The organism is Burkholderia sp. Bp8984 (assembly GCF_003853755.1).
Taxonomy (GTDB): Bacteria; Pseudomonadota; Gammaproteobacteria; order Burkholderiales; family Burkholderiaceae; genus Burkholderia.
On sequence record NZ_QTQN01000011.1, the window covers coordinates 134,944 to 152,205 of the forward strand.

Here is a 17,262-nt window from a genome sequence, read left to right on the forward strand (position 1 = left end):
CGGTTCGGGCGCGGCGGTCGCATCAACGACGCGTCAAATTCATGCGCAAGGTGCGCATCATACCGGGAACCGCCGGGAATTTTTCATCGAATGAATGACTTGCGACGCTTTTGGGAGAAATTCTCCCGGCCCGGCCGAGCCCGCGAGAGCAAACCCGCGACCAGCGCGGGATTCGGGGAATGGGGACGGATTGCCGTGCCCGCGTCATGGGCCCTTTGTCGCTCCGTCATCGTGCCAGTCGGCGCCGGCCCGCTCCCGCAGTATGTCGATGAATGCGCGCAGCTTCGCCGGCACGTGCTTGCGATTCACGTAATAGAGCCACATCGGCGGCAGCGTCCGGCACGCGCCCGGCAGCACCTCGACGAGCGTGCCGTCGCGCAGGTCCGCGTCGATGCGCTCGCGCATGAACGCGAACGCGATGCCGACGCCCTCGCGCGCGGCATCGATCACCGCATCCGCGTCGTTCGTCACGAGCACGCCTTCCGGGTCGAGATCGACGTCGTGACGCCCGTCGCGCAGCAGCCACTTGTGCAGGCGCCCGCTCTCGGAGAACCGGAACCGGATGCACGCATGGCGCGCCAGCTCGGCGATCGACGCGGGCGTGCCGTGCCGCGCCAGATAGCCGGGTGATGCGACCAGCGCGCAGGTCAGCGCGGGCGCGATCCGCACACCGATCATGCCGGGCTGCAGCCGGTCGGCAAGACGAATCCCCGCGTCGAAACCCTCCTTCGCGATATCGACCAGCTCGTTCTCGTAGCGGATTTCGAGCCGGACCTTCGGATAGCGCGCGCGGAACGCGGCCAGTATCGGCGCGATCACGAGCGAACGCGCGAGCGGCAGCGCCGTGACGCGCAGCAGCCCGCCCGGCTCGCTGCGCACCTCCTTCAGCGCGTCGCGCGCCTGCATGACCTGCCGGTACGCAGGCTCCGTCTGCTGCCGGTAATGCTGGCCGGCTTCGGTCAGGCTCACGCCGCGCGTGCTGCGGTTGAACAGTTTCACGTTCAGTTCGCCTTCGAGCTGGCCGATCGCAAGGCTGACGGCAGCCGGCGTCAGGCCGAGCGCGGCGGCAGCACGCGTGAAGTTGCCGGCCGTCGCGACCGTCATGAACACGTGCAGCCCGGCCATCGGATCGCGTCTGCTCATCATTAAAAAAACTTGAAACTCCTTCGAGTGGAATGCCGATTCTCCCATATACAAGAACTACCTACACTGGCCCCGTCGTCTTCCACCGGAGCATCGAATGAATCCGCATCACAGCCCCGCCCTGCCGCTCGCAGCTGTCCGGCAGACGATCGAAGCCGCGCTCGCGCAGGCCGCGTCGCTGCAGGTCGCCGGTGTGTCGATCGCGATCGTCGACGCCGGCGCGAACCTGCTCGCATTCATCCGCACCGACGATTGCTTTCTCGGTGCGATCGACCTCGCGCAACGCAAGGCGCTGACGGCGATCCGCTTCCGCGCATCGACCGCCTCGCTCGGCGCGATGTCCGGCGACGGCCCGCTGCGCGGGATCGAGCACAGTCACGGCGGGCTCGTCACGTTCGGCGGCGGCGAGCCGCTCGTCGACGGCGACGGGCGCTGCGTCGGCGCGATCGGCATATCGGGCGGCAGCGTCGAGCAGGACGACGCGATCGCGCGGCATTGCCGCGATCGCTTTCACGCAACCTTTCCCACCTCGAGGTAAGCACATGGCACAGAAACGCATCCTCATCACCGGCGCGGGCAGCGGCTTCGGCCGCGAAGTCGCGCTGCGGCTCGCGCAACACGGTCACGCGGTCACGGCCGGCGTCCGCACGACCGCAGAAATCGACGCGCTGACGGACGCCGCCGCGCAGCGCGGCACGGCACTGCGCGCGGTGAAACTCGACGTGACTTCGGCCTACGACCGCGCCCGCGCGGCCGAATTCGAAGTCGACGTGCTCGTGAACAACGCGGGCGTCGGCGAAGCCGGCGCGCTGGTCGACCTGCCGGTCGAGATCGTGCGCGAGCTGTTCGACGTCAACCTGTTCGGGCCGCTCGAACTCACGCAGCAGATCGCCCGCGGCATGCTCGCGCGCGGGCACGGCAAGATCGTGTTCGTGTCGTCGATCGCGGGGTTGATCACGGGGCCGTTCACGGGCGCCTATTGCGCGTCGAAGCACGCGGTCGAATCGGTCGCCGAGGCGATGCACGCGGAGCTGGCGCCGCACGGCATCCGTGTCGCGGTCGTGAACCCGGGCCCGTACAGCACCGGCTTCAACGACCGCATGATGGAAACGCCACGGCGCTGGCGCGATCCGGCCGTCCACACGGTGACGCCCGAGCGCCTGACCTTCCCGCTCGAGCAGCACGATCCGGAGGAAATGATCGCGAAGATGGTCGACGTGATCGAAAACGACGGCGGCGCGTTCCGCAACCTGCTGCCGCAGTCGTCGGAAGCGTTCGTGCGCGCCGAGCAGGCGCGCGCGTGGGACCGGCAGCAGTGACGCAAACCGGCGGCGGCCGGCGGTTCACGCAGGAACGCCCTGCCCGCCGCCCGGCCTGTCGCGTACGACGTTCGCCGTCGATGACCTTCCCGACGGCGCGAACCGTCGCGGGTCAACGCATCGCCGAAGCCGGGCTCGCAACAGGGCGGGCCGCGTCGAGCCGCGCCGAGCGCGCTCAGTACACGTCCCGCATGTAGCGCCGCGCCTTCGAGAGCTTCGCGACGTAGTCGTTCGCGGCTTCGTCCGACATCCCGCCGTGCTCGGCGACGACCGCCTTCAGCGCGGTATCGACGTCCTTGGCCATCCGCGCGGCGTCGCCGCACACGTAGAAGTGCGCGCCTTCCTCCAGCCACTTGTACAGCTCGGCGCCCTGCTCGCGCATCCGGTCCTGCACGTAGATCTTGTCGGCCTGGTCGCGCGAGAACGCGAGATCGAGCCGCGTGAGGAAACCGCTGTCGCGCATCGCGCTCAGTTCGTCGCCATAGTAGAAGTCGGTCTGCGCGTGCTGCTCGCCGAAGAACAGCCAGTTGCGGCCGCGCGCGCCGCGCGCCTGCCGCTCGTGCAGGAAGCCGCGGAACGGCGCGACGCCGGTGCCGGGCCCGACCATCACGACCGGCACGTCACCGTTCACCGGCGGCCGGAAATGCGCGGACTTCTGCACGAACACCGGCACGCGGCCGTCGTCCGCGCGATCGGCGAGGAACGTCGACGCGACGCCTTTGCGCGCGCGGCGGCCATTGTGATAACGCACGGCCGACACCGTCAGGTGAATCTCGCCCGGGTGCGCGCTCGGGCTCGACGCGATCGAATACAGGCGCGGCTGCAGCCGCTTCAGCATCCCGACCAGCTCCGCGCCCGACAGCTCGACCGGGAATTCGTGCAGCACGTCCGCGAGCTGTTGCCCCCACAACCATTGCTTCAGGTCGGCCTTGCGATCGTCGCCGAGCAGCGCCTTCAGCGCACCGTTCGCGCTGCGCGACGCGATGAACGCGAGCGTGTCGGGGTGCGGGCGCGTGATGTCGAAGTGGCGCGCCAGCGCATCGCCGAGCCGCATGTCGCCGACGCCCGCGACCGACACGGGGGCGTCGGCCTTCAGCGCGGTGACCGACAGCAGCTCGTCGACCAGCTCCGGGCAGTTGGTCGGCCACACGCCGAGCGCGTCGCCGGTTTCGTATTCGAGGTTCGCGCCTTCGGTCGACAGCGACACGTAGCGCGTGTCCTTCGCGGCGCCCGGCCGGTTGAGCCGCAGGTTCGCGACGAGCTTCGACGGCGCCGGATGCGCCTTGGTCGGCAGCAGCCCCGACGCGCTCATCCCGGCGGTCGGCACCGCATGCAGCGCCGCATCCGCTTCCTTGATCCGGGCGACCACGCGTTCGAGCCACTGGTCGGCATCGCGCTGGAACTCGACGTCGCAATCGACGCGCGCGCACAGGCGCGCCGCGCCGAGTTCCGCGAGCCTTGCATCGAGCCGGCGGCCGTGCCCGCAGAACTGGTCGTAGTTGCGATCGCCGAACGCGAGCACCGCGAAGTGCACGCCGTCGAGGCGCGCGGCGCTGCCGGCCTGCAGCGCGTCCCAGAACTCGCTGCCGTTGTCGGGCGCGTCGCCGTCGCCGAACGTGCTCGTCATCAGCAGCACGTATTGCGCGCCGGCCAGCGACGCGACCGGATAGTCGGACATGCACGCGGTGCGGATCTCGAAGCCGGCGTTCATCAGCTGCGTCGCGTAGTCCTCGGTCAGCGATTCGATGTTGCCGGTCTGCGACGCCCACAGCAGCACGACCTTCGGGCGCGTGCGCACGATCCGCACGCCGCCGGGCGCGGCGGCCTCGGCCGACAGTGCGGGCACAGCGCCTTCCGCGGTGTGGGCCGGCACCGCTCGGCTGAACAGCCCCGCCAGCATCCCGTCGAGCCAGAACCGCACCGGCGGCGTGAGCGGCGCGCCGGCCGGCAGCACCGGCACGCCGCCATCGCGCCGGCCGGCGCTCGCCTTCAGCCCGCTGACGAGGCCGGCCACGTACAGGCGCTCCGCGTCGGTGAGCGGCGGCGGCGCGAGATCGGCCACGCCGAGCGCGGCCGCGAAAGTGTCGAGGTCTGCCATGTCGGATTCCTGTGAAGCCGTGATCTGCGCCGCCGCCGGCACGGGCCGCGCGTCGCCGGCGGCGGCATCGGGTCGCGCCGTGTCGTCGGCGGCGGACGCGAACGCGTCCGTGTCGACGCGCGCGAGCGCGACCGCGCAATACTTCAGTTCGGGTTGCTGCGATTCCGGATCGATCGCGTCGTTCGTCACCGCGTTGATGCACAGGTCCTCGCCGTACACGTCGTTCCAGTGCATCGGCGCGAAGCAGTTGCCGCGTTGCACGCGCTCGGTCACGACGGCCGGCAGCACGGCGCGGCCGCGCGCCGAGCGAATCTCGACGCTGTCCTGCGTGGCGATGCCGAGCGCGCTCGCGTCGTCCGGATGCAGTTCGACGAACGGGCGCGGATTGAGCTTGTTCAGCATCGCGACCTTGCCCGTCTTCGTCATCGTGTGCCATTGATGCTGCAGCCGGCCGGTGTTCAGCACGATCGGGAACGTATCGTCCGGCAGCTCTGCCGGATCGACGTGCGGCCGAGCGAAAAAGCGCGCCTTGCCCGACGGCGTCGGGAACGCGAGGCGCGGCGCAGCGCCGCCGTCGGCTGCCGCGCGCGGCGTCTGGCTCACGCCGTCGTTCAGGTAGCGGACCGGGTGCCGCTCGCGCGCGGTGCCCGGCGCGACCGGCCATTGCACCGGGCCCTCGCGCAGCGCCGCATGGCTCGCGCCGCGCAGGTCGTAGCCGGTCGCCGGATTCGAAAAGCGCACGATCTCGTCGAACACGTCGGCCACCGACGCATAGTCGAACGCATCGCCGAAACCCATCGCGCGCGCGACTTCCGCGACGATGCGCCAGTCCGGCAGCGCGTCGCCGGGCGGCGCAACCGCGGCACGCATCAGCGTCATGTTGCGTTCGGAGTTGATCATCACGCCGTCGCCCTCGGCCCACAGCGCGCCGGGCAGCAGGATGTCCGCGTAGCGGTTGGTCTCGGTGTCGAGGAATGCGTCCTGCGCGATCACGAGCTCCGCGGCCTGCAACCCGGCGATCACGTTCTGCCGGTTCGGCACCGTCGCGACCGGATTCGTGCAGACGATCCAGCACGCCTTGATGTCGCCGGCCGCCATCCGTTCGAACAGGTCGACGGTGCCGCGGCCCGCGTCCTTGCGCAGCGTGCCGGCCGGCACGCGCCACAGGTGCTCGACGAAGCGCCGGTCGTCGTCGGACAGCACCGAGCGCTGGCCCGGCAGCCCGGGCCCCATGTAGCCCATCTCGCGCCCGCCCATCGCGTTCGGCTGGCCGGTCAGCGAGAACGGCCCGCTGCCAGGCCGGCAGATCGTGCCCGTCGCGAGATGCAGGTTGCAGATCGCGTTGGTGTTCCACACGCCGTGCGTGCTCTGGTTGAGCCCCATCGTCCAGCAGCTCATCCATTCCTGCGCGTCGCCGATCCATTGCGCGGCCGTGCGGATGTCGGCTTCGGCGAGGCCAGTGATCTCGGCGACGCGCTCGGGCGTGTAGTCGGCGAGGAACGCGGGCATCGCGTCCCAGCCTTCGGTGTACGCATCGATGAACGCGGCATCGGTGCGGCCGTTCGCGTGCAGCAGGTGCAGCAATCCGTTGGTCAGCGCGAGATCGGTGCCCGGCCGGATCTGCAGGAACAGGTCGGCCTTGTCGGCGGTGCCGGTGCGGCGCGGATCGACGACGATCAGCTTCGCGCCGGCCTTCACGCGATCCATCATCCGCAGGAACAGGATCGGGTGGCAGTCGGCCATGTTCGCGCCGATCACGAAGAACAGGTTCGCGCGATCGAAGTCCTGGTACGACCCCGGCGGGCCGTCCGCGCCGAGCGACTGCTTGTAGCCGGTGCCCGCGCTCGCCATGCACAGGCGCGAGTTCGACTCGATGTTGTTGGTGCCGACGAAGCCCTTCGCGAGCTTGTTCACGAGGTATTGCGCCTCGATCGACATCTGCCCCGACACGTAGAACGACAGTGCGTCGGGCCCGTGCGCGTCGAGCACCGCGCGCAGCCGCCGCGCGGTCTCGGCGATCGCGTCGCGGGCCGGCAGCGGCACGAGGTCGTCCTCGCGCGCGCGCCGCGCGAACGCGCGGTCGAGCCGCCCCGAGCGGCGCAGCGCGACATGCGCCGACGAACCCTTCGTGCACAGCCGTCCGAAGTTGGCCGGATGGTCGGAGTCGCCCGACACCTTGACGACTTCGTCATCCTCGACGTGCAGCACCATCCCGCAGCCGACGCCGCAGTATGGGCACACGCTCTTGACAGGGGTCGCGCTCATGCGTGCTCCGGGGCGTTCAGGCGGCAATCCATACGAAGCCGTCCTCGACCCGCGACGGATACGCGTTCACCGACTGCTCGGGCGCTTCGAGGCATTCGCCGGTCCGCAGGTCGAAATGCTGCTTGTACAGCGGCGACGCGACCACCACGCGCTCGCCGAGGCTGCCGATCAGCCCGCGCGACATCACCGCCGCCTGCGACACCGGGTCGACGTTGCCGATCGCGAACACGCCGCCTTCCTCGGCATGCGCGACGTGAAACACGGCGACCTGCTCGCCGTTGACGAGCGCGCACACGCCGGTGTTCGGCACGATGTCGTCGAGCGGGCACACGCGAGTCCAGGACAGGGGATGACGATCGTTCATGATGGGCTCCTTGGAAAAGACGCTGGTGTCGGTCGAAGTCACACGGTGGCGGGTTCGGCGACGACGGGGATCGCGACGGGCCTGCCGCCCGCGCGCTCGGCCGGCGTGGCAGGCCGGATCTGGCCGCGCGTCTCGACGAATGCGATGGTCGTGTCCGGCGCGTCGCTGTTCACGAAGTGGCGGAAGCGCTTGCGCGTGTCCGGATCGGTGACGGCCTTCTTCCATTCGCATTCGTAGGTGTCGACCACGTTCTGCATGTCGGCTTCGAGTTCGGCCGCGATCCCGAGCGTGTCGCGCACGACGACGTCGGCCAGGTAGTCGAGCCCGCCTTCGAGGTTGTCGCGCCACACGCTGGTGCGCTGCAGCCGGTCGGCGGTGCGCACGTAGAACATCAGGAAGCGGTCGATGTAGCGGATCAGCGTGGCGCGGTCGAGGTCGGACGCGAGCAGTTCCGCGTGGCGCGGCTTCATCCCGCCGTTGCCGCATACGTACAGGTTCCAGCCCTTCTCGGTCGCGATGATCCCGACGTCCTTGCCTTGCGCTTCCGCGCACTCGCGCGTGCAGCCCGACACGCCGAACTTGATCTTGTGCGGCGCGCGCAGGCCCTTGTAGCGGTTCTCGAGGTCGATCGCGAGGCCGACCGAATCGTCGACGCCGTAGCGGCACCACGTCGAGCCGACGCACGACTTCACGGTACGAAGCGCCTTGCCGTACGCATGCCCCGATTCGAAGCCGGCCGCGATCAGTTCTTCCCAGATCGACGGCAGCTGCTCGACGCGCGCGCCGAACAGGTCGACGCGCTGGCCGCCGGTGATCTTCGTGTAGAGCCCGTACTTCTTCGCGACCTGGCCCACCGCGATCAGCCCTTCCGGCGTCACCTCGCCGCCCGGCATGCGCGGCACGACCGAGTACGTGCCGTCGCGCTGGATGTTCGCGAGGTAGTAGTCGTTCGAATCCTGCAGCCCCGCATGCTCCTTCTTCAGCACGAACTCGTTGAAGCACGACGCGAGGATGCCCGCCACCGCCGGCTTGCACACGTCGCAGCCGAGCCCGTGGCCGTGCTTCGCGAGCAGTGCGTCGAAGGTCGTGATGCGCTCGACGCGGATCAGGTGGAACAGCTCCTGGCGCGAATACGGGAAGTGCTCGCACAGATGGTTGTTGACCGCGAGGCCCTGCTTCTTCATCTCGGCCTTCATGATCTGCGTGACGAGCGGCACGCAGCCGCCGCACGACGTGCCCGCGCCCGTGCACGACTTCAGTGCGCCCAGGCTCGTCGCGCCGTCGGCCACCGCCGCGCAGATCTGCGACTTCGACACGTTGTTGCACGAGCAGATCTGCGCGCCGTCCGGCAATGCGTCGACGCCGATCGCGGGCTTCGCCGCGCCGTCCGACGACGGCAGGATCAGGAATTCCGGCGACTCGGGCAGCTCGATGCGGTTCAGCATCATCTGCAGCAGCGTGCCGTATTCGGTCGCGTCGCCGACCATCACCGCGCCGTGCAGGAACTTGCCGCAGTCCGACACCACCAGCTTCTTGTAGACCTGGCGGCGCTCGTCCGCGTACTGGTAGGTGCGGCTGCCGGCCGTCGCGCCGTGCGCGTCGCCGATGCTCGCGACGTCGACGCCCATCAGCTTCAGCTTGGTGCTCATGTCGGCGCCCGCGAATGCGGCGTCGGCCGCTTCTTCCGGGGCGCCGCCGAGCTGCTTCGCGACCACGCGCGCCATGTCGTAGCCCGGTGCGACGAGCCCGTACACCATCCCGTTCCAGGCCGCGCATTCGCCGATCGCGTAGATGTCGGCGTCGCTCGTGCGGCACGCGTCGTCGATCGCGACGCCGCCACGCGGGCCGATTTCGAGGCCGCACGCACGCGCCAGTTCGTCGCGTGCGCGGATGCCCGCCGAGAACACGATCATGTCGGCATCGAGATGCGAACCGTCGGCGAACGCCATCCGGTGCGTGCCTTCTTCGCCGTCGACGATTTCGAGCGTGTTCTTGCCCGTATGCACGGTCACGCCGAGCGCCTCGATCTTCGCGCGCAGCATCCGGCCGCCGCCGTCGTCGACCTGCACCGCCATCAGCCGCGGCGCGAATTCGACGACGTGCGTGTCGAGCCCCATGTCGCGCAGCGCCTTCGCGCATTCGAGGCCGAGCAGTCCGCCGCCGATCACCACGCCGCGCTTCGCGTGCGTGCCGCACGCCTGCATCGCTTCGAGATCCTCGATCGTCCGGTACACGAAGCAGCCCGCGCGATCGCGCCCCGGCACCGGCGGCACGAACGGACGCGAGCCCGTCGCGAGCACCAGCTTGTCGTACGCGAGCGTTTCGCCGGACGCGAGCGTGACCGTGTGCGCGTCGCGATCGATCGACGCGACGCACGCGTTCAGGCGCAGGTCGAACTGCGGATGACGCTCGAAGAAGCCGGGTTCGACGAGCGACAGGTCGTCGGCCGACTTGCCCGCGAAGAATTCCGACAGGTGCACGCGGTCGTACGCCGGGCGCGGTTCCTCGCCGAGCACAGTGACCTGCAGCGCGCCCGCCGCGCCGGCTTGCGCGGCGACGCATTCGAGGAGCTTGTGGCCGACCATCCCGTGGCCGATGACGATGAGTTTCATGATGACGTTTCCTTCGGTCGATCAGTTCGCGGCGCCGGCGGCGGCGAGCGCGCGGTCGCGCAGCTCGGCCTCGCGTGCCTTGTGTTCCTCGCTGAAGCGCACGGCCATCGCGCACAGCGCGGTCGCGGTGACGGCGAGCCCGAGCAGGCTCAGCGTGTGCTGCACGTCGCCGACGCCCTTCAGCAGGAACGCCGCGGCCACCGCGCCGACGTTGCCGCCCGCGCCGACGATCCCCGCGACGCCGCCGAGCGCCTTGCGGTCGATGAACGGCACCAGCGCATAGGTCGCGCCGCAAGCCATGTGCGTGAAGAGGCCGAAGGTCAGCATCGCGACGAGCGCCATGCCGATGCCTTGCGCATGCGAGAACCAGACCAGCCCGAGCCCTTCGCCGACGATCAGCGCGCACAGCAGCGTCGCGCGCACGTCGAGGCTGCGGCGCGCGGCGATCTTGTCCGACAGCCAGCCGCCGAGCGCGCGGGCGAACAGCGCGAGCAGCCCGAACATCCCGACCGCGAAGCCCGCGTCCTTCAGCGACAGCTTGAAGTGATCGACGTAGTACAGCGCGGCGATGTTGTGGATGAACACCTCGACGCCGAAGCACGCGCCGTACGTGACGAACAGCATCCACACGCGATAGTTGCCGCACGCGGCGAAGAAGCTCGCCCAGCCGCCCTTCTTGCCGCTGTCGACCGTCACGCCCTGCTTGCGCAGCGCGACGAAGTCGCCTTGCGGGCAGTCCTGCGTGAAGCGCCAGTACGCCCAGGCCATCGCGAGCATCGCGACGCCCGGCACGACGAGCGCGATGCGCCACGACGCGTCGTCGCCGAAGCCGAGCATCAGGCCGGCCGCGACGAGCAGCGGCATCATCGCCTGCGTCGCGCCCGCGCCCGCGTTGCCCCAGCCGGCGGTGGTCGCGTTCGCGGTGCCGACCACGTTCGGCGCGAACATCACCGACGTGTGGTACTGCGTGATCACGAAGCCCGCGCCGATCGCGCCGATGCCGAGCCGGCAGATCAGGAACGTCACATAGTCGTGCGAGAACGACACCGCGAACACCGGAATCGCGCCGAGCACCAGCAGCCCGACATACACGCGGCGCGGGCCGAAGCGGTCGCACATCGGGCCGACCAGCAGCCGCACGGCGATCGTCGCGGCCACCGCGGCGATGTTGATGTTCGCGACCTGTGCCGCGGTGAGATGGAACTCGCGTGCAATCAGCGGCATCAGCGGCGCGCATGCGAACCACGCGAAGAAGCATACGAAGAACGCCATCCACGTCATGTGGAACGCGCGCATCGGCGCGGTGCGGAAGCTGAAGAGATCGATACGGGTAGCTTTGTCGGTCATGTCATCCGCCAAACGAAAAACGGCGTCCTGCACACCCGGTCTCGTCGAGACCCGATGTGTAGGACGCCGTTGCCCATGAAGCCCGTTTCCGGGCGCGTCGGTAATCGGTACTGCGGACGAATCGCCATTGACCCGCCCGAGCCAGCTTACGCAAACGCCGTGCCATATCGGCCCGAATCGCACCTGCAGCCCCGCCGCACAAGGCTCGCCGGCCGTTGCACGCGTCGCTGCACGACGCCGCGCATGATGCGTCGGGATGCAGCGAGGCACAGATACGGTGCGCTGCAGCACTGTCGCCGTGCGACATCGCGGTGCGCGTGGACGGGGCCGCGATGCACGCCGATGCGGCATCGCGTGCGCCGCGGCCCCGCGGCCGCATGCGGGCCGGCGTCCGTCGTGGCGGTCGCGCCGTGTGTATCGCCGCACTTATTGCCGCATTTGTCGCCACGTCTGTTGCCGCGCTCGCCGCCCGGTTCGAGCAGGTTGGCCCGGATATTGCTGATTCCGGACCACACCGGCAACGGCGCCGGTGGGCAGTCCCCGCAAGTCGGGCCCGCCGTTGCAGGCGGGCGCAACAGATCAGGACAACGACGTCCCCCCGTGCCCGGCACGGCCGGATGTCGCGATCGCGTCGACCGCTCGCCGCCGCCGCAAGCAACAATGCGCTATCGACCGCCGCACGCACGCGGCACTGGAACACGACATGACGACTGGAAAAGTCACGCTGCTGGGCGCCGGGCCCGGCGATCCCGATCTCCTCACACTGAAGGCCGTGAAGGCGCTGGCGGCCGCCGACGTGCTGCTGCTCGACGATCTCGTCGCGCCCGGCATCGTCGAACTCGCGCCGCACGCGCGCGTGATCCGCGTCGGCAAGCGCGGCGGTTGCCGCTCCACGCCGCAGGCGTTCATCGAGAAACTGATGCGCCGCTACGCGCTGCGCGGCGCGCACGTCGTGCGCGTCAAGGGCGGCGACGCGCTGCTGTTCGGCCGCGCCGGCGAGGAACTCGCGACGCTGCGCGCCGCCGCGATTCCCGTCGACATCGTCAACGGCATCTCGTCGGGTTTCGCGGCCGCCGCGAGCCTCGGCATCTCGCTCACGCACCGCGAGCACTGCCAGGGCGTCACGTTCGTCACCGCACACCGCCAGGACCACGGCGAACCCGACTGGGCGGCGCTCGCGGCGACCGGCACCACGCTCGCGATCTACATGGGCATGAGCCGCGTCGACAGCATCGCGGCGGGCCTGCTCGCCGCCTTGCCCGCGTCGACGCCGGCCGCCGCCGTGCAGTGGGCCGGCACGCCGCACGAGCGCCGCTGGACCGGCACGCTCGGCGGCCTCGCGCGCGGCGTCGCGGCGGCCCGGCTCGGCAGCCCGGCCGTGATGCTGGTCGGCGCGGCGATCGGCGAAACCGCCGTGCGGTGCACCGATGTCGCCGGCGAGGCGCTCCTGTCGCGGGCGGCGTAGCATGGGTCACGTCACGCGGCACCGTCCGCACGCCCGTTCCGCTCACCGCGGCCGCGTTCACGCCGGCTGCCGGGGATGCATGCGCGAGGTTCCGCGCACATCGACTTCCGCCCGCACCCCGCAACCCCCGTTCAACCCTTGCACCGAAGCCGGTCCGTCCCCGTTCGCGTCATGAGTTCGTCCGTCCCGCCCGCACGCCTGCGCGTGCTGCTCGTCACCGACACCGACAAGCCGATCGGCGAACTCGGCGACGCGCTCGCGCGCCTCGGCTACGAGATGCTCAACGACGTCGCGACGCCCGCGCGCCTGCCCGCGGCCGTCGAGGAGCAGCGCCCCGACGTCGTGATCATCGATACCGATTCGCCGTCGCGCGACACGCTCGAGCAACTGGCCGTGATGCACGCGACCGCGCCGCGCCCCGTGCTGATGTTCAGTCACGATGCCGACCAGGCGCTGATTCACGCGGCGGTCGGCGCCGGCGTCAGCGCGTATCTCGTCGAGGGCCTGTCGGCCGAGCGCCTCGCGCCGATCCTCGAAGTCGCGCTTGCGCGCTTCTCGCACGACGATGCGCTGCGCCGCCGGCTCGCCGACGTCGAGCGCGAGCTCGCCGAACGCAAGCTGATCGATCGCGCGAAGCGCCTGCTGATGGATCAGCGCAGGCTGTCCGAGCACGATGCGTATGCGTTGCTGCGCAAGCGCGCGATGGACCAGGGCCTGCGCATCGTCGACGTCGCGCGGCAACTGCTCGATGCGACCCAACCGTCATGAATGCCATGAACCCTTCGCCTCCCGCCGCGCCGGAACGCGCGCATCTTCGTCTCGGGTTCGTCGCGCTGAGCGACGCGGCCCCGCTGATCGTCGCGCAGCAGCTGAATCTCGGCGCGCGCCACGGCCTGACGCTGGAACTGAGCCGCCAGCCGTCCTGGGCCGCCGTGCGCGACAAGCTGCTGAGCGGCGAACTCGACGCCGCGCACGCGCTGTACGGGCTCGTGTGCGGGCTGCAGCTCGGCATCGGCGGCCCGCAGGCCGACATGGCCGCGCTGATGGTGCTGAACCGCAACGGCCAGGCGATCACGTTCGCCCGCGGCCTCGCCGACGCTTACCGCGCAAGCGGCGACGTCCGCGCGGCGCTCGCGACGCTCGGACGCAAGCCGCTGCTCGCGCAGACCTTCCCGACCGGCACGCATGCGATGTGGCTGAACCACTGGCTCGCGTCGCACGGCATCGATCCGTTGCGCGACGTGCGCAGCGTCGTGATTCCGCCGCCCGAGATGGTCGCGGCGCTCGCGAGCGGCGAACTCGACGGCTTCTGCGCGGGCGAGCCGTGGCACGCGGTGGCCGAAGCGTGCGGCGCGGGCCGGACCGTCGCCGTCACCAGCGAGATCTGGCCCGATCATCCGGAGAAGGTGCTCGCGGCCCGGCGCGATTTCGTCGCGCTGTATCCGGCCACCGCGCGCGCGCTGATCCGCACGCTCGTCGATGCGTGCGCGTGGCTCGACAGCGCCGCGCACCGTCGCGACGCGGCCGGCTGGCTCGCGTCGCCCGATGCGCTCGGCGTGCCGGCCCGGCTGATCGCGCCGCGCCTGCTCGGCGACTACGGCCCGGGGCCGTTCGCGCAGCCGCCGCTGCCGATCCGCTTCCACGACGGCGGCGCCGTGAACCGGCCGGATCCGCAGGAAGGCCGGTGGTTCCTGTTGCAATACCGGCGCTGGGGCATGCTCGACGGCACGCACGACGACGCGGCCATCGCCGCGGCGATCGCGCAGACGGCGTTGTATGATGCTGCGGTCGCCGAAGGCGGTGCGGCGGACCGGTGATCCCGGCACGGATGCCGGGGCCGCCGCGCAGCACCATGCCGCGCCCCGCGGAATGCCTGACCCGATGCGCCGGTCCGCTCCGGCTCGCCGCGCCGCCAGTCCGTCCCCGTTCAGAATCGATGCCGAAACGAACGCGCACACCGCTCGACGTGCTGCTCACCGAAATCCGCGCGTGCCGCGCCTGCGAAGCCGACCTGCCGCTCGGCCCGCGCCCCGTCGTGCGCGCCCATCGCGACGCCCGCATCCTGATCGTCGGGCAGGCGCCCGGCGCCCGCGTCCATGCGAGCGGCATCCCGTGGGACGATGCGAGCGGCAAGCGGCTGCGCGACTGGCTCGGTGTCGACGCCGACACGTTCTACGACGAGACCCGCTTCGCGATCGTGCCGATGGGTTTCTGCTACCCCGGCCGCGGCGCGAGCGGCGACAACCCGCCGCGTCCTGAATGCGCGCCACTGTGGATCGACCGGCTGCTCGCCGAATTGCCGTCGATCCGGCTGACGCTGCTGATCGGCCAGTACGCGCAGCGGCATTTCCTGCGCGACACGCGCCAGGCGACGCTGACCGACACCGTGCAGGCGTGGCGCGACTACGGCCCCGACGTGCTGCCCCTGCCGCATCCGTCGCCGCGCAACCAGGCGTGGTTCAAGCACCATCCGTGGTTCGATGCCGAGGTCGTGCCGGAACTGCGGCGGCGCGTCGCGCCGCTGATCGCCGGCTGACGGAAACCGGGCGCGCCCCTGCTCCCTGTCGCGACGAACCGGAACGACATCGACTTTGTTCGGCCGCCTGATTGCGGTGTCGCCGGGCCGGATGGAGCGTGTCCCCGCCCGCCCAGCCTGCGCGGATCGGCCCGCGGATTCCGGCCGCGCCCGGTTCGCTGTACCATCGCGGCTCAACCGCGTCACCAACAGCAGAATCCTTCATGCCCTCCACCGCCCCGCCGCGCCTGTACGGGATGCCCGAACGCAGCGACCGGCTCGATTTCTACATCCGCGACCAGGCGTCGCGCCAGGCGATCACCGAGCCGCACCGGCACGCGTATTTCCAGATCCAGTTCAACCTCGGCGGCGACACCGAGCAGCGGATCGGCGGCGTCACGCGGCCGTTTCCGCGCGGCGCGCTCGCGTTCGTGCTGCCGCACCGAGAACACCTGATTCCGCATCCGGAAGGCGCGCACTTCATCGTCATCAACTTCAGCCAGGCGTTCCTGCGCGCCGATCTCGACGTCGATCCGCTCGATCTCGAGGATGTCCCCGCGCAGCGCTTTCCGGAGCTGACGCCGTTCCGCTTCCAGGAACATCTCGACTTCATCCTGACCGGCGACGCGTTCGACGAGGCGCGGCGCCTCGCGCTGTGCATGCTCGATGCCGACCGCGTGCGCACCTTCGGCTCGACCACGCTGCTGCGCGGCTACCTGCTGCAGTTGATCGGCCTCGTCTGCACGCAGTACGCGGGCGCGCTCGACAAGCTCGCGCAGCGTGGCGCCCAGCGCGCGGGCCGGCGCGACGCCCTCGCTCGCGTGCTGCGCCACGTGCGCGCGAACCTGACCCGCGAGGACCTCACGCTCGCGGCCACCGCCGAGGCCGCGTTCCTGTCGCCGAACTACCTCGCGCACCTGGTGCGCAAGGAAACCGGCAGCACCTTCACCGATCTCGTGACCGAGCGCCGGATCGCGCTCGCGCAGTCGCTGCTCGCGCATACGAGCCGGCGCATCGCCGACATCGCGCGCTCGGTCGGCTTCCGCGACGAAGGGTATTTCGCGCGGCGCTTCCGCGCGCGGGTCGGCGTGTCGCCGAAGGCGTACCGGGATGCCAACGCCGCGCTGCCGGACGCCGACGCAGCGCCGACGGCCGGCGACGCGTAGATTTGTCCGGTTAAAGCGCAGTTGCGTCGCATCCCGGCGCGCATGCGTCGGGTATCGTTCCATGCATGCCGGCCCGCGTCGCATTGCGCGGGCAACGGCATCCGTCTATTCATCGAACGAGGTCATCCGATGTCCGCATACGTCATCGACGCTTCCGAGCGTCCTTCCGTCGAAGTCGAACAGTCGTCCGCGCGCTTTCCGGTGCGCCGCGTGTTCTGCGTCGGCCGCAACTACGCCGACCACGCACGCGAAATGGGCGCCGATCCCGACCGTGAACCGCCGTTCTTCTTCACGAAGCCGGCCGACGCGATCGTCCCGGCCGCCGGCACCGTCCCGTATCCGCCGCTGACCGGCGACCTCCATCATGAAATCGAGCTGGTCGTCGCGATCGGCAAGGACGGCCGGTCGATCGACCCGGCCGATGCGCTGTCGCACGTGTGGGGCTACGGCGTCGGCGTCGACCTCACGCGCCGCGACCTGCAGGCCGAAGCGAAGAAGCTTAGCCGGCCGTGGGACTGGGCGAAGGGTTTCGACGCGTCGGGCCCCGTGACCGCGCTGCGCGCGGCGACCGCGACCGGCCATCCGGCAAGCGGCCGGATCTGGCTCGCGGTCAATGGCGAAACGCGCCAGCAAGGCGATCTCGCCGACATGATCTGGGCCGTGCCGGACGTGATCGCGTACGTGTCGCGCTCGGTCGAGCTGAAGGCCGGCGACCTGATCTTCACCGGCACGCCGGCCGGCGTCGGCGCGCTGCAGCCGGGCGACCGCGTGACGGGTGGCGTCGACGGCGTCGCGACGTTCGAGTTCACGATGGGGGCGAAGCCGTAAGGCATCGTGCGGGCGCATGCGATGCGCAGTCGGTCCGACGGACGTCGGGTCGGGTCGTATCGCTCCTTGTCGATCCGGGCAGCGATCGCATCGCGCCGGATCGGCATGCCGGTCCTGTCGCGTCAATCACGCGCGCCGTT

At 70.3% G+C, this 17,262-nt stretch carries 13 protein-coding genes; 8 read left to right on the forward strand and 5 right to left on the reverse strand.

All coding sequences use genetic code 11. The annotated features are described in order from the left end of the window. Positions 1 to 204 precede the first annotated feature (204 nt). Entirely contained in the window at positions 205 to 1,143 is a 939-nt protein-coding gene (locus DID98_RS14215; RefSeq protein WP_124570940.1) for a LysR family transcriptional regulator, read from the reverse strand. A gap of 97 nt (positions 1,144 to 1,240) precedes the next feature. Between DID98_RS14215 and DID98_RS14220 the strand changes: the two genes are divergently transcribed. Beyond that, positions 1,241 to 1,681 carry a heme-binding protein gene (locus DID98_RS14220; protein WP_124484645.1) on the forward strand — a complete coding sequence of 147 codons (441 nt, stop codon included), beginning with the start codon at positions 1,241 to 1,243 and terminating at the stop codon, positions 1,679 to 1,681. Positions 1,682 to 1,685: 4 nt separating this feature from the next. Next, a complete protein-coding gene (locus DID98_RS14225; RefSeq protein ID WP_124484644.1) occupies positions 1,686 to 2,462 on the forward strand; it encodes an SDR family oxidoreductase in 777 nt (258 codons plus the stop codon). A 175-nt stretch (positions 2,463 to 2,637) separates the two neighbouring features. On the opposite strand, the gene DID98_RS14230 is transcribed toward DID98_RS14225, so the two are convergent. The 4 genes from DID98_RS14230 to DID98_RS14245 are packed head-to-tail and all read right to left on the reverse strand — an operon-like array spanning position 2,638 to position 11,148. Then, positions 2,638 to 6,825 (reverse strand): bifunctional nitrate reductase/sulfite reductase flavoprotein subunit alpha, encoded by a 4,188-nt coding sequence (locus DID98_RS14230; RefSeq protein ID WP_124570907.1) that lies wholly within the window; start codon positions 6,823 to 6,825, stop codon positions 2,638 to 2,640. A gap of 16 nt (positions 6,826 to 6,841) precedes the next feature. Then, a complete protein-coding gene (gene nirD / locus DID98_RS14235; RefSeq protein WP_124570908.1) occupies positions 6,842 to 7,189 on the reverse strand; it encodes a nitrite reductase small subunit NirD in 348 nt (115 codons plus the stop codon). 38 nt (positions 7,190 to 7,227) lie between these two features. After that, positions 7,228 to 9,801, reverse strand: coding sequence for a nitrite reductase large subunit NirB (nirB, locus tag DID98_RS14240; RefSeq protein WP_124570909.1), 2,574 nt, complete (start codon positions 9,799 to 9,801; stop codon positions 7,228 to 7,230). Between the two features lie 21 nt (positions 9,802 to 9,822). Next, positions 9,823 to 11,148 (reverse strand): MFS transporter, encoded by a 1,326-nt coding sequence (locus tag DID98_RS14245; protein ID WP_124570910.1) that lies wholly within the window; start codon positions 11,146 to 11,148, stop codon positions 9,823 to 9,825. A 703-nt stretch (positions 11,149 to 11,851) separates the two neighbouring features. On the opposite strand from DID98_RS14245, the gene cobA reads away from it, so the two are divergent. The 6 genes from cobA (at position 11,852) to DID98_RS14280 (ending at position 17,122) form a co-directional block, all read left to right on the forward strand. After that, positions 11,852 to 12,613, forward strand: a complete 762-nt coding sequence (cobA, locus tag DID98_RS14255) for a uroporphyrinogen-III C-methyltransferase (protein WP_124570911.1) — start codon at positions 11,852 to 11,854, stop codon at positions 12,611 to 12,613. 171 nt (positions 12,614 to 12,784) lie between these two features. Beyond that, positions 12,785 to 13,381, forward strand: a complete 597-nt coding sequence (locus DID98_RS14260; protein WP_124484638.1) for an ANTAR domain-containing response regulator — start codon at positions 12,785 to 12,787, stop codon at positions 13,379 to 13,381. Positions 13,382 to 13,386: 5 nt separating this feature from the next. Further along, the gene (locus tag DID98_RS14265; protein WP_124522048.1) at positions 13,387 to 14,430 is read left to right on the forward strand and encodes a CmpA/NrtA family ABC transporter substrate-binding protein; all 1,044 of its coding nucleotides are present in this window, start codon (positions 13,387 to 13,389) and stop codon (positions 14,428 to 14,430) included. 119 nt (positions 14,431 to 14,549) lie between these two features. Next, on the forward strand, positions 14,550 to 15,149 hold the full coding sequence (locus DID98_RS14270; RefSeq protein WP_124570912.1) for a uracil-DNA glycosylase family protein: 600 nt from the start codon (positions 14,550 to 14,552) through the stop codon (positions 15,147 to 15,149). Positions 15,150 to 15,352: 203 nt separating this feature from the next. Next, entirely contained in the window at positions 15,353 to 16,294 is a 942-nt protein-coding gene (locus DID98_RS14275) for a helix-turn-helix transcriptional regulator (RefSeq protein ID WP_044843331.1), read from the forward strand. Between the two features lie 129 nt (positions 16,295 to 16,423). Continuing rightward, on the forward strand, positions 16,424 to 17,122 hold the full coding sequence (locus DID98_RS14280; protein ID WP_124484634.1) for a fumarylacetoacetate hydrolase family protein: 699 nt from the start codon (positions 16,424 to 16,426) through the stop codon (positions 17,120 to 17,122). The last annotated feature ends 140 nt before the right edge of the window (positions 17,123 to 17,262 follow it).